Here is a 13,838-nt window from a genome sequence, read left to right on the forward strand (position 1 = left end):
ATTAAAGTATGAGAAATGTCCTTCAAGTCCTGCTGTTTGTTTCTATGATGGCTTTCGCCAGTTGTGGTAGAAATAATTCAGCAAGACATATTCCGAATTTGGGTGATACACCTTATCAGGAGGACTCCGTATTGGTGGCTTATGGCTATCATCCGAATCGTGCACTCGTGATGCTTGACTCAGCCTTGTTGCTTGGCAACATCAATGAATACCGTGCCCAGTTTATCCGTGCCAAGATTTATAGCAAGTCGCTCCTCAAGCAGCGGCAGGATTCTGCCATCCAAATCTGCGAGCAGCTGCTGAAGCATGATTCCGTGATTAATACACTCCATGAGCAGGAGAACATTCTCGACCTGCTGATGATCACCAGTCGTACCAAGACCGACTTTGAAGGCTATGTGAAGTGGGCGACGCAAAAGGTCGAGGTCTGTCGTCTGCTGGGAGAAGATACGGAAGAATGGCGTACGGAGGCAGAGATCGGTATGGTGATGGCTCACCTGGGACAGCCAGAGGAAGGCATGTCGAAAATCGACGAGGCGATCCGTCAGCTGGATGCACCCGGCAGTATCGACCGCATGGATGCCTTCATCATTGCCGTGAAACGTAAGATTACTGTATTGAATGATCAGGGGCGTCATGCTGAGGTCATACCCTTGGCACAGCGTATCCTTGACCGGCTTGATCATTACGAGCAGCATGCCAAGGACTATGCCGAAGACAGCTATCGCTTGTCGTGGAGTGACAAGCCAGCCGACCGCGACCGCTATATTGACTTCAGCCGTGCCCAAGCAAACGGTTTCCTGGCTGGTGCCTATGCCATGACGGGTGATGCCACCCATGCCCGTGAATATCTCGCTCGCTTCGACCAAAGTGGTTATGGTCATTCATTCAGTGCTCGTAGGATGATTATTCCAACGCAGATGGCGCTAGGTATGTATGACGAGGCGATGGCCACCTGTGATGAGATGGTGTATCGTATGGGCAATGATACCGTTAATGACGACTATGCCGTGATCCTGCGCGACCGAGCTATCGTTGCCCGTGCCAAAGGGCATCTCGTAGAGGCCTACAATCTGATGAACCGTCATGCCAATCTGGCTAAGGTGCTCAGTGACAGTCTGCATGCCAGTGAGGCCCACAACTATGCCGCCCGCTATCATGCCAAGGAGCAGGAACTGAAGATTCAGGAGGCTGAGACGGCCAGTCGCATTAAATCAATCATCATCGGTGTTATCATATTGTTGTTAATCATTGCTGGTGTCGTCTCGTTCTACTATCGTCGTCAGCGCCAGATTATCAGCGAGAAGAACCGTGCCTTAGTTCGTATGATCAATGGCACGCCACTGCCGGTGCTTGCTGATGAAACGGAAGAAACAGAAGAACCTGATGAGGCTGGTGAGTCAGAGGTGCCAGAGACTAACTCTGCTCTTTTTGAAACGATTGATACTGCCATCCGCACAGAGCAGCTCTATGCTAATGTCTCGCTTCAGCGTCAGGACATCTGTACGCGTTTTTGTATCACCCGTCATACGCTCAACAGCCTTTTGGCTCAGTATGCTGGCAGTTCCTCATTCCCGCAGTACATCAATAATATCCGTATGGAGGAGGCACTTCCTCTGCTACGTGATAACCCCTCGATGACCATCGCTGCCATCGCCGCTGCTGTGGGCTTCACACCAGCCAACTTCCGTGAACAGTTTAAGCGTCAGTACGGAGTCACCCCGCAGGAATACCGCCAGAGTTTGTAGCCCTTCTGGTCAAAATGTCGTTTAATATACAAGTAATGATTGAAAAAGGTAAAAAGATATTGAGAGTACCTTATTTAAAAGCAGGGGAAAGGGTGGCCCTTGTGTCCCCTGCTTATTGGGTGCCAGGGGAGGCTATTATTCAAGCAGCGGAGGTGTTGAGAAGTTGGGGGCTGCAGCCCGTCATCGGCCCTCATACCACAAGTCTAAATGTGGATGCCTATTCGGGAACAGCGGATGAGCGCGCAGCCGACCTTTTATGGGCGTTAGAGGATGATACCATTAAAGCCATATTTTGTTCACGAGGGGGATACGGTTCCATGCACCTGTTGAACCGGATTCCCTTGGAGATATTCCAGAAACATCCCAAATGGCTGATAGGGCATGGTGATATCACGATGCTGCTTTATGTCGTTGCAACTACAGGAACACTTTGTATTCATGGTCCAATGGGAATCCAGATTGCCAACCAACAAGAACCAGCCATCACCATCACACATAACTTACTGATGGGTATAATACCACAGTACATTGTTCCATGCAATCCCTATAATCGCTGTGGTCATGCGGAAGGCATCCTTGTGGGAGGAAATCTTTCAAGTTATGCTGTGATCTCAGGTTCAAGATTCCAGTTGCCAGAAAATCAAGACTTCATCCTTTTTATTGAAGAGGTAGAAGAATCGCTGCATACCATCGACAGATTATTCTATATGCTACGCTTGCAGAACAGTTTCGAAAGGGTAAAGGGTGTTATCTTCGGAGGCTTCAATTCTATTAGATACGATCTGCAGTTTGGTAGTGTCGAACAGATGCTGTTAACTCATCTGCATGATCTTGATATTCCTGTCTGCTGTGGTTTCCCTGTCGGTAGTAACAGTTGTATCCCACTTATTGAGGGTGCGCCATGTTCGCTTACTGTCACTTCTGAGAATTCTGTATTGACATTCAATATTGAGGGCACCCAGCAGACCTATCATATAGAGAATACAGAAACGATGCTGTTGAAATAAGAGGACGGCTGTAACGTTTTTTCGTACCCTTGACTTCGTCGAAAGTACTTGCGCTCGAGAAAACTCAAAAATCTTTTGGTTTTCTTCTCACTTATTCGTACCTTTGTCGAATCAAACAATAAAACAACCATGGGAATAGTCATTGGAATAGACGTGGGCATCTCCACGACAAAGATAGTAGGACTGCGTGATAAACGGGTCATCTCACCGATACGTATCACGGCAGCAGACCAAGTAACCTCGCTCTATGGAGCCTTCGGTAAATACCTGCATGACAACAAGATAGCGTTAGGAGACGTTGAGCAGGTGATGCTTACAGGAGTCGGTGCCGCCTATATCGACGAGCCTGTCTATGGCATTCCCACCCAGAAGGTCGATGAGTTTATCGCAGATGGCTTGGGAGCCCGTTTTGAGTCAGGACTCACCAAGGCGATTGTAGTATCCATGGGAACAGGTACTAGTTTCGTACAATGTGAGGGAGACGACATCCGTCACATCGGAGGTATCGGCATCGGAGGAGGTACGCTGCAGGGACTGAGCCGTGTGATGCTGAACACCCGTGACCCCAAACAGATTCAGAGTCTTGCACTGCAGGGAGACATCCACAATATCAACCTGTTGATTGGTGACATCTCCACCCATCCGCTGCCAGGACTGCCGATGGACGCTACGGCATCCCTGTTCTCCAAGGCGCAGTACGACGCGCCGAAAGAAGACGTGGCACTGGGTATCATCATCATGGTACTGCAGACGATAGGTTCTGCCGCCATCTTGTCAGCGCTCAACTCAGGTATCAAAGACTTCGTGCTGATAGGCAACCTTACCCTGTTGCCACAATGCAAGGACATCTACCCGATGCTGGAAAAGCTCTATAACGTGCATTTCCACATCCCTAAATACTCCGAGTTCTGTACGGCTATCGGTGCGGCACTGAATTACAAGAAATAGATCACTCCTTACGGTGTTTGTCGAATTTATGAAGGAAGTAGTTAAATGCTTCCAGTCCTAATAGTACCATCACCGTACTACCAAAGGCAAGGATATACATACCACCGCCACAGGCGAGACCGATAGCTGCCGTCACCCAAAGCCCCGCAGCCGTGGTCAGTCCACTCACCATATTCTCACTCTTACGGAAGATGATGGTACCAGCGCCAATGAAACCAATACCGCTGACCACCTGAGCCGCTACACGGGAGAGGTCCCAGCGTTGTAAATCATTGGTCAGGGCATCCGTAAAACCGTATGCCGACACTATCATAAACACTGCCGAGCCGAGGGCTACCAGGAAATGAGTACGGAAGCCCGCCTCCTTGGCACGATATTCACGTTCCAGACCGATGAGTCCTCCCAACAGGGCGGCGCAGAAAATACGCATTAAGAATTCTAATTCCATATCCATCTTTTACTTGCTGTCTTATCGTTTTTTATATCCTTCATGCATGCAAAGATACACATTTCCTATGAATATTCGTCTAATGACGATAATTTTTTAGCACATCTATATGTGTGACGAATGTTAAAAATATGTTTTTCTATTTGCGTATACAATTAATAATTGTATCTTTGCACACAAAAAGTAGATAATCATATATAGAAAACGTACAACTACAATCACAAAAAGCAAATGAGAGTATCGAGAAAATTTCTTCCATGGCTGTTTGCCATAACTATCATGACAAGTGGGGCATCCATATTGACCTCATGCAGCAGTGATGATGATAACGGTACCAACAACACTACCGATCCAGAATACACATGGGTAGAGCCCACCACAGACCAGTTGGGTGTCCGTGTGACCGTTGACGTACCTGCAGTATCCCTTAGTCAGTTTGCTGACAAGTCTGTTGGCGCAGCCCTCATCAAGCGTCTGCCAAAAGTAAACAGTGCCATTTCGGACAACACCGAGTTGGTGTTGATCAAAGGCAGTGACATCAGCAGTCAGTCAGACGCAGTGATGGCGCAGATGGCTAACGTACTAGCCATAGGAGGCTATGTAGCTATTGAACGCCCTACAAATCAGCAGCTAGACCATTTCATGGATAAGATAGAAGAAGCCATTGCCGCTATTGTAAAGGGCTATACTGACGATCTCTTTGACCTGACTCCAGAACAGACGGAGGCTACCGTCAACGCCTCGATGGCAGGACGCATGTCAATGCGCAGGGCTGTTTTGTCAAGCTCCATGCGGGCAGCATCTGCTGACAAAGCCTGTGCTGAGCTCATTATCTTTGGTCCTGTGGACACCTATTTCGAGGAACCCCTTGACGATCAAGTTCAGGTGAGCTCCTTATATACAGATACGGATGGTAACATTCTGGAAGAGGAAAAATCAGAAATTTATGAGATAGGAGAAACTACCGAATACCGGTACGGACTGATCGCCGATGATGCCGCCCAGTGGATAAACGATATTGAAGCACAGTTTGAGGAGGAGGATGCCTGGTACCAAGCAGACGGCTCCTCCCGTCGCGTCTCCCGTCGTGCGTCTGGCATGACCGCCATCAATGACATCATGAATGCCACCGAGACATTCACCAAGTCTTCACAGATCTATTTCAGACCCTATAATGTCAAAGTCAACGAAAACAAGCGAGACCTGATTTGGCATGAGCGTGTGAAGACAATCCTCCGCACATGGGGTGTCCATCATGGAGATTATGACTTTTACTACGTGAAGCAGGATATCTTGCTTAGAATGGGAAAGAGTGATGATTTCGACCCGTTCTTCACCAGGAATTTTGCTCCTCAGGACTGGTTAGAAGAAATTGATAAGGACGGCAAAAAGACGGGCTTCCGCTGGTATGGCAATTTCCTGACGCAATACGAGACATCGATGGACTTGCAAGCGACGGATTCGAAGAACGCAGGCATTATCGTCTGCATGGCGGCTACCCCCGAGACTGCCAACCAAGTCACCACGCAATCCGTCAATGCCACAGACTCGCATTCGACAACTACATCATCCACCCATTCCTTCATGGGGACAGTAGGTTGGATTTCAGGAGGCTTTGGAGGAGTTGCCAAATATGACTATTCAAAAACCAAAGGTATTACCAACGGTAACTCCTTTTCCATGACCAACTCGAAGAGCATCAAGGACCTGGATGTGGTCAAAAACACCGCAGGCACTAAGGTGACCTGGACCTATAACGGTAAACGTCCTAAGACCTCCGGACCCGGCAATGTGATTCATGAGATGCCAGCCGATATTTTGATAAACGACGCCAACCTGGTGAATGATGCCTGCTGGTCAGTACAGAACCCCACAGGACAGTATTCCGTCAGTGTAGGCAGCATTCCCACGACAGGCGTTCTCAAACTGAATGGCAAAGGCGAGGCGAAGATACAAGAGACAAAGACCACCTTTGACAATATATGGAACGTTCCTCTGGCACAGCCCTGCCGCGCTGTGCAGAAATGGCGTATGCTCGTCCGTGTACTCGAGTGGAAGGACGGTCCAATGTCTGGAATCATGTCAGGAGCACAGTCGGACTTTCAACAGATGCTCATGAAGAAGTTCCCAGATCTATTCCAAAACACATTTGAGATAGGCGAGTTGACTCCTGAGAGTGTCAAGAACGCTACGGCATACATTCTCTACTCACAACAAGTGTTCAACGTATACAAGGACATCCTGCAAGAAACCGCCAAGAGCTTCGGCATTAAGAAGTTCCGCATTACCTGGAGTAGTGACAAGAATCTTGAGACCAAGCAAGACTATGAAGTAACAGTAGAGTGACGTAAGATGTATAAAGTTATGAAGAAATATATGCAATGGATGTTTGCCGCCATCCTTATGACAAGCGGTAATATGATATTGACCTCATGTAGTGACGATGACCATACGAATAGTGGCAACGATCATACAGATTACAACATAGAGGAGCCTGCCACCGACCAGTTGGGAATCCGTGTGACAGCCAACCTGCCGGCAGCGTCGCTCAGTCAGTTTGACGAAAAGTCCACAGGTGCCGCACTCATCAAGCGATTGCCTCGTGTGACCAGTGCCATCCAGGAAGATACCAAGTTCGTGTTGGTCAAGGGCAGCGATGCCGGCAACCTGTCAGATGCCGTTATCAACCAAATGGCACAAATCTTAGTTGACGAGGGTTACCTTGCCATCGAGACACCTACTGAGCAACAGCTGAACGACTTCATTGACAGGATAGACAAGGGGCTTGCCGCCATCGTAGAAGATTATGTCGACGATGTCTTTGACCTGACTCCTGAGCAGAAAGAGGCTACCGTCAGAGCCTCCATGGCAGGGCGCATGTCAGAGCGCAAGGAAAATCTCAACAACTACATGCGTGGAACTGCAAGCGATGCCGCTTGTGCGGAAATGGTCATCCTCGGTGCCACAGACTATTTCTTCATGGAATCCGACAATGTCGAGGACAAAATCATCACTTATGCCACAGACACCGATGGTAATATCGTTGAAAAGCCCACTGAGACCTCTTATCAAGCTGGGGAGTTGACAGCCTACCGCTATGGGTTGTATGCCGACGGGGCTGCCCAGTGGCTGAACGATACTGAAAGTGAGAAAGACACAGTGAAAGATACAGAGAAAACTCAGAGCAGGGCTTCCCGACGTGCCAGCAGCAATATGGCTGTTAATGACTTAGAGAGTGCTTGTGAGACGTTCACACACCATCAGAACATCAACTACAAGACCAGTGCCAATAAGTTCTCCTATAAACCCAAAGCATGTCAGACGACCCTTAGCTACTGGGGTGTACATAATATGTCAAGCAACCGTGACTATTATTATGTCAGTCAGAAAGTGGTACTTAGCCTTGGAGCGAACAACGGAACAGATCTCTTTTATGCCAGAGGTCAGAAATCCGATTTCTGGCTAGGAGTCGCACCCAATTGGAAAAATTACGACCTGATGTATGGCAATTACCTGACGAAATACGAGACCTCCATGAATCTAAAAGGCGATAAGGGTATTATCAAAGGAGAGGCTGCTACTCCTGAGACGGCGAACCAAACCATCACTCAATCCATCAATTTAACCACATCGTCATCCACGTCATCAACAAATACGGACACCTATGGTTTTACATTGGGAGTTACTTCTGCTTCTGTAACAGCCTCTGTTAATGGCGGTGGCTCAGCGACCAAAGGAAAGACAAATGGCACCTCCTTTGCCATGGGTAATTCGAAAAGCATCAAAGACCTTAGCGTTGTCAAGAACACGGCAAACACCAAAACAACATGGATCTATTCCGGCAAAGATGTTCAGGTGTCAGGAAAAGTCGGTAAATGGGAACATGACATCGTTGCGGATATCTTGGTGAACGATGCCAACCTGATGAACGACGCTTGCTGGTCTGTAGAGAACCCCAGCGGTGAATATACCCTCGAGATACAATCACAACCAGAGGTGGGTATGCTGCTCATCTATAACAACTCGACAAATCGAGTTGTGGAACGCACCAAGACACCCATAGACACCTATACCCACAAACTGAAAAAGCCCAACCGCTATTTGCAGACTTGGCGTATGTTCATCGTCATCAACGAATGGATGGATGGAATAAAATACTATTCTAATGCACAGACAAACTTGGAGAATGACTTTAAGAGGAACTTCTCTGATATTTTCTCCGATGTATTTACTGTATGTGAGAGCGAGGAGAATAGTGTGCTGCTGGCTACCTCTATCATCAAGCATGCCAAACGTGTCCTGGATGCCAATAAAGACCAACTGCCTGGTATTGCGGAGGGACGTGGTGTGAAACAGTTTACTATCTATTGGCGTTGTGACAACACGAATATCAAGTTGAGAAACGCCTATGTAGTGCGAGTGGAGTAATATAGACGAATGATGTGAGATGATGATTTTACGATATTTCCTATCTCTATGCTGTCTGACGGTTCTGACTGCACATGCCCAAGTCAACTACTTGGAACGCTCATGGGACGGTGAGAAGAAACAGGTGGTAACGGTGACGAGGACCTGCAACTCCTATAAAGAGATAACCGGTGAAAATAGTAGCCGGGAAGGTTTCAACAGTGGCTGGTATGTGGTGAAAGGCAACGTGGAGCGCTTCCAGTTCTATTTCAAGGGCGAAGTCCATTTAATCCTCACCGATGGCTGCAGAATGCGTACAAAACAAGTGGTTGTCCAGAAAAGAGACAATACCAAGCTTTATATTTACAGTCAGTCGGACGGAGAGAATCAAGGAAAGTTAGAAGCCTGCAACGACTACTTTGACCTTAATGCGGCTCTCGGCAGTGTCGAGAGTGACGGGATGGGCTCTCTATATATCCACGGCGGTAACATCTCTGCTACTCAATTAAAATCCAGCTCCGCAGCTATCGGAGGTGGTTTTAAGGGACAGATAGACCCACAAAGCGAGATTGTCATTTATGGCGGAACAGTGACTGCCAAGTCTGATCAATGGTCGGCAGCCATCGGTGGTGGTTACGTCAGAGATCAGGGAGGTCCTATCACTATCTATGGCGGTACTGTGGACGCGACAGGCGGTCCTTCTGGTGCTGCCATCGGTGGCGGACATGGAAGTAAAGGCGGCAAGGTGAATATCTATGGTGGTAAAGTAACCGCACGAGGCTCCGATTCTAATTATGCAAGTGCAGGTATCGGTGGTGCCGAAGGCGGTGATGTCCATATCTATGGTGGTGAGGTATATGCCTATGGCGGACGCGGAGCTGCAGGCATCGGCGGCTCTCATTCTGGAAAAGGAGGTACATTAGAGGTGACTGGTGGACTCGTGTTCGCATCCTGCAATGAACATGACGAGTGGCTGGCACCGGCTATTGGCGGTGGTATGTATGGTGACGGCGGCAAGGTGACCATCACGGGAGGTACCGTCATGGCTGTCACCAGACAGAGCAACACCGTCGCCCCTGCCCCTATTGGTGCCGGTTCCTACAAGGGTGGTCATTTGTTCTATAGTAAAGGAGAACTATACATCGGCGACAATATGATGGTGTCGTACAGCACACATCAGGAAGCTATCAAAGATCCCAAATACAGAGAGGGAATATATCTCCATGCTGCCAACACGGCTCAGCGCGAGGATGCGTGTACGGATCATTCCTATACTTTCGTACGGATAGAAGGCTGCTCCCACCCCAACTTTACTTATGTCTATAAGGATGAGGAGAAACATGTGCGTCAGTGTACACTGTGCAATTACAAGGTAGAGGAGACTCATACCTACAAAGACGGTCAGGCTTGTGTCTGCGGAAAAATGAATAAAGACTACTCTGACTACTGGACCGTCACGTACTATTATAGCAAAGATGGCAAGACGTATGAGAAAGGTGAGGAATATCAGGTCATCAAAGGAATGGACATATCGTTGCCGGCTCCTCCTAAGACGGAAGGACTGACCTTCAAGGGTTATCTGCCGCAACTAACCAACATTCCTTCTGATATCGAGATGAAGGATAGTGAGCAGGAGAAAGGAGAACTGCTGGCTCGAGGAATGACCTTCTCGCCGACGATGAACGTTTCATACTATGCCCGCTACCGATATAACTTCAAAGAGAATTGGGAATGGAACGATGACTATACAGCAGCAAAGGTGACCCTCACTAATTCTATGACCGGTGAGACGGTGAACTTGAATGCTACTATCAGTGAGGATATTAAATCGCGGATAGAGCCGACAGAGGAATCGCTGGGTGAGACACATTATACGGCAGTAGCCACCTATCAAAAGGCACAGGGTGTCACTTACCATTTTGAAGACAGACAGAAGGTAATACTCTATCAACCCAGGATCGTCATTCTGGATGCGTTCGCGTCGGACGAGGAGAATACAGCGATATTAGAGAAATATAATGGTTTCAAAGCTGAAGTCACCATCAATAACCTTGCACTCAAGAAAGATGGAAAACTGCATTCCATCTGTCTGCCCTTCAGTGTTACCGATCTGAAAGACACTCCGCTGGAAGGAGCAACACTTTACAGATATTCCGGATATTCCATTGCCAATACGCAGATGAATATCCTGTTCGAGCGAAACACTGGTATCGAAGCTGGAAGACCCTACTTCTATCAATTTAAGAACGATGGCACGACGGTGAATCATCCTACATTCCCACTGGTACTTATTGAAGATACGGATGGTGGCGGAAACTATGAGTTGGACTTTGACCTGAAGGGCACCTATGAAGCGGTAGGTTTTGCCGATGAGGACCGTGATAAAATTGCCGTTTTGGAAGGTAATGAAATTATCCATCAGGGAGAACCTGTAGACGGCTTTAGTTGCTTCTTCACTATTTTCCCATCTTTCGATCAGTATGGCTGTCGTACCGTATGCTCTCTCTCCTTAGAGTTCGACCGTGACGCAGGCCTGGTGTTCACCAAAAAACTTTATGACAGCTGGAGCGGTGACGGTTCAGAGGCTTCTCCTTACAATATCAGGAGTGCACAACAACTGAAAGAGTTGCAAGAGAACTTTAATGGGACTGATGCCACAAGACTGAAAGGAAAATACTTCAAACAGGGTGCTGACATCACGTTTGACTCTAGTTTAACAAACAACTTCACACCGATCAAGAATTTCTCTGCACATTATGATGGCGCAGGCTTTACTATTAGTGGTATGAAGATGAGTCTGACAAATCATCAGGACGCGGCTCTGTTTGATATCATTGACAAGGGGGCATCGGTAAAAAATATTATTATCCGGAACAGTAGTTTTAAAGGGTATTCTGCTGCAGCAATTGCCACATCGGTTTTTGGAGGCTCACACGTTGAGAATTGTCATGTCCTGAGAGATGTTACCATTGAGGCGGAGACTGCTGCCGGGGGTGTCATTGCTTTCATCAACAATAACGCGTCCTTGGTGACCGGCTGTTCTAGCCATGCCACTGTGAAGGGTCGTTCTGGCGTAGGTGGTGTAGTCGGTACACTGACTAATGGTGTTGTGTCTAACTGTATCTATTTAGGCAATAGTATCACGGCATCTGTGGATTTTAATGCTGTTTTAGGTTATCGTCAGAATGGTAAGGTGGAGAACTGTTTCTTCACAAATCCCACTCTCAACGACTCACGGGCGAAACTGATGCCAATGGAGAGGGAGGATAATACCAATTTCCTGAAACTGCTGCACGACCGTGATACGTATCTGATGGAACACGGGATGACCGAGGAGCAGATATACTATGACTTGACCATGAACGGGCGTACCTTTGCTGCTACCCAACAGACTGACGGGACATGGAAGAGTAAGGCTTATACAGTATCCCTTCCTTTTACCATGCGCTTGGAACAATTGGAGAATTTCGAAGACATCAAGGTGTATAAACTCCATGAAGTGGACCTCGACAATAAGGTGCTCCAGTTTACTAACGACTTCCCAGTATTGATGGCTGGTGAGCCTTATGTGGTAGTCATTGAAAAAGGCTCGTTTAGTTTCAGTGCTAAGAACGTACTGGTAAAAGAAGAACCTTTGGAACCACAGGAAGTCAAGAATGCTGACGCTACAAAGCAAATGGGCTGGTGGTGTGGAACGATGAAGTTCCTTAACAACGATGAGTTAATTGCGCAAAAAGCCTATATTATTCAGAACGACGGCATGATGAAACGTGTTAGCAAGAAACACAGCAAGGTAAGTGTTTCTCCTTTCCGAGCTTATTTCTCTGCTTTGGAAGTATTGCCTGTTGCTGATTTTAAAGTGAAATATATCCGCACGGAGAATGGTGTGGAGACTGGTGATGTGATGGACTTCTCTGCCGATGAGTTTGACAGTGATGGTGATATGTCAGAAGATACTGACGATATCCGTGAAGCTAAAGGTATGGAGTCGAATACTGGATGTTATTACGACCTTCAGGGTCGAAGACTCACTGGTAAGCCCCAAAAGGGTGTTTATATCTACAATGGTCATCAATATATGAGTCAATAAAATGTAGAAAATGGAAAAAAAACCTTATAAAAAACCCGAATTGCAGACTGTGACGCTATCGTATGCAGCTCGTTTGTTGGATGCTAGTCAGTCTGATTCCCGTTCCTTCGATTTTTCCCTCGATGAGAAAGAGGAGACCATATATCCGTAAACGCCTCTTTTTGTGTGCGCGAAAAAATTGCAAAAAAAGAAGAAATTCTTTTGATTTGCTCTTGACTTTTCGTATCTTTGCAAATGATATAACTAAAAAGACTAAAATATGTTTGGATTAGGAACGACTGAGATTCTCGTGATTGCCATCATAGTCCTGTTGCTGTTCGGGGGCAAAAAGATTCCTGAGCTCATGAAAGGACTGGGCAAAGGCGTGAAGAGTTTCAAAGACGGCATGAAGGATGTCAACATCGACGACGAGAAGGAAGAAGCCAAGAAGGAATGAGTGAGCCGCTGACGTTTTGGGATCATCTGGACGAACTTCGAGGCACGCTATTCCGAATGCTTGGTGCCATTGTCCTCTTTGGTATCATTGCATTCTGTCTGAAAGACGAATTGTTTTCTATTGTACTGGCTCCCCGTTCGAGTGACTTCATCACCTACCGTCTGCTAGACACTGAGGATTTCAATATCCACCTGATGAACACCGGATTGACGGAACAATTCATGATACACATGAAGACGGCTATCTATGCCGGATTATTGGTCGCCTCACCTTATATATTATATGAGCTCTTTCGCTTTGTGTCACCCGGACTCTATGCCAACGAGCGGCATTATGCCGTGTGGATCGTGGGAGCCGCATACTTGATGTTCCTTATCGGAACATTGGTTAATTACCTTGTGGTATTCCCCTTCACCGTCCGTTTCCTAGGTACCTATCAGGTATCACCTGATGTTACCAACATGCTGACGTTGCAGTCATATGTCGACACTTTGTTGGGGATGAGTCTGGTCATGGGAGTGGTCTTCGAACTGCCTGTAGTCTGTGCGCTGATGGGGAGAATGGGACTGATTAACGGACAACTGATGACGACCTACCGCCGTCATGCCCTTGTGGCAATACTTATTGTGGCAGCGATTATCACACCGACTACTGATGCCTTCACACTGTTCGTCGTGGCACTACCTATCTACCTGCTCTATGAACTGAGTATACTGATTGTAAGAATAATAACAAAATAAAACTAAACAAAACT

At 47.2% G+C, this 13,838-nt stretch carries 9 protein-coding genes; 8 read left to right on the forward strand and 1 reads right to left on the reverse strand.

Annotated features, from left to right (window positions below; genetic code table 11):
* Positions 1-8: 8 nt before the first annotated feature.
* From BM257_RS08590 to coaW, 3 genes are all read left to right on the forward strand, one after another.
* A complete protein-coding gene (locus tag BM257_RS08590; RefSeq protein ID WP_092071136.1) occupies positions 9-1,748 on the forward strand; it encodes a helix-turn-helix domain-containing protein in 1,740 nt (579 codons plus the stop codon).
* A 35-nt stretch (positions 1,749-1,783) separates the two neighbouring features.
* On the forward strand, positions 1,784-2,755 hold the full coding sequence (locus BM257_RS08595; protein ID WP_177216064.1) for a S66 peptidase family protein: 972 nt from the start codon (positions 1,784-1,786) through the stop codon (positions 2,753-2,755).
* Between the two features lie 129 nt (positions 2,756-2,884).
* Positions 2,885-3,703 (forward strand): type II pantothenate kinase, encoded by an 819-nt coding sequence (coaW, locus tag BM257_RS08600; protein ID WP_092071142.1) that lies wholly within the window; start codon positions 2,885-2,887, stop codon positions 3,701-3,703.
* 1 nt (position 3,704) lies between these two features.
* Here the strand turns inward: coaW and BM257_RS08605 are convergent, their stop codons facing one another.
* Positions 3,705-4,151 (reverse strand): MgtC/SapB family protein, encoded by a 447-nt coding sequence (locus tag BM257_RS08605; protein ID WP_177216065.1) that lies wholly within the window; start codon positions 4,149-4,151, stop codon positions 3,705-3,707.
* A gap of 231 nt (positions 4,152-4,382) precedes the next feature.
* On the opposite strand from BM257_RS08605, the gene BM257_RS08610 reads away from it, so the two are divergent.
* From BM257_RS08610 to tatC, 5 genes are all read left to right on the forward strand, one after another.
* Positions 4,383-6,497, forward strand: a complete 2,115-nt coding sequence (locus tag BM257_RS08610; RefSeq protein WP_143096812.1) for a hypothetical protein — start codon at positions 4,383-4,385, stop codon at positions 6,495-6,497.
* A gap of 18 nt (positions 6,498-6,515) precedes the next feature.
* Positions 6,516-8,579, forward strand: coding sequence for a hypothetical protein (locus BM257_RS08615; RefSeq protein WP_143096813.1), 2,064 nt, complete (start codon positions 6,516-6,518; stop codon positions 8,577-8,579).
* Positions 8,580-8,598: 19 nt separating this feature from the next.
* Positions 8,599-12,648 (forward strand): hypothetical protein, encoded by a 4,050-nt coding sequence (locus BM257_RS08620; RefSeq protein ID WP_092071153.1) that lies wholly within the window; start codon positions 8,599-8,601, stop codon positions 12,646-12,648.
* 259 nt (positions 12,649-12,907) lie between these two features.
* Positions 12,908-13,084 carry a Sec-independent protein translocase subunit TatA/TatB gene (locus tag BM257_RS08625; protein ID WP_092071156.1) on the forward strand — a complete coding sequence of 59 codons (177 nt, stop codon included), beginning with the start codon at positions 12,908-12,910 and terminating at the stop codon, positions 13,082-13,084.
* Complete coding sequence (tatC, locus tag BM257_RS08630; protein WP_092071158.1) at positions 13,081-13,824, forward strand: twin-arginine translocase subunit TatC; 744 nt, start codon at positions 13,081-13,083, stop codon at positions 13,822-13,824. The genes BM257_RS08625 and tatC overlap by 4 nt, the downstream gene beginning before the upstream one ends.
* Positions 13,825-13,838 lie beyond the last annotated feature (14 nt).

The organism is Prevotella sp. tf2-5 (genome assembly GCF_900115435.1).
Classification (GTDB): Bacteria; Bacteroidota; Bacteroidia; order Bacteroidales; family Bacteroidaceae; genus Prevotella.

What these genes read in the sequence shown, in the direction of transcription:
- BM257_RS08590 (WP_092071136.1), top strand. Translation starts at nt 9, where the DNA reads ATGAGAAATGTCCTTCAAGTCCTGCTGTTTGTTTCTATGATGGCTTTC.
- BM257_RS08595 (WP_177216064.1), top strand. Translation starts at nt 1,784, where the DNA reads ATGATTGAAAAAGGTAAAAAGATATTGAGAGTACCTTATTTAAAAGCA.
- coaW (WP_092071142.1), top strand. Translation starts at nt 2,885, where the DNA reads ATGGGAATAGTCATTGGAATAGACGTGGGCATCTCCACGACAAAGATA.
- BM257_RS08605 (WP_177216065.1), bottom strand. Translation starts at nt 4,151, where the DNA reads ATGGAATTAGAATTCTTAATGCGTATTTTCTGCGCCGCCCTGTTGGGA.
- BM257_RS08610 (WP_143096812.1), top strand. Translation starts at nt 4,383, where the DNA reads ATGAGAGTATCGAGAAAATTTCTTCCATGGCTGTTTGCCATAACTATC.
- BM257_RS08615 (WP_143096813.1), top strand. Translation starts at nt 6,516, where the DNA reads ATGAAGAAATATATGCAATGGATGTTTGCCGCCATCCTTATGACAAGC.
- BM257_RS08620 (WP_092071153.1), top strand. Translation starts at nt 8,599, where the DNA reads ATGATGATTTTACGATATTTCCTATCTCTATGCTGTCTGACGGTTCTG.
- BM257_RS08625 (WP_092071156.1), top strand. Translation starts at nt 12,908, where the DNA reads ATGTTTGGATTAGGAACGACTGAGATTCTCGTGATTGCCATCATAGTC.
- tatC (WP_092071158.1), top strand. Translation starts at nt 13,081, where the DNA reads ATGAGTGAGCCGCTGACGTTTTGGGATCATCTGGACGAACTTCGAGGC.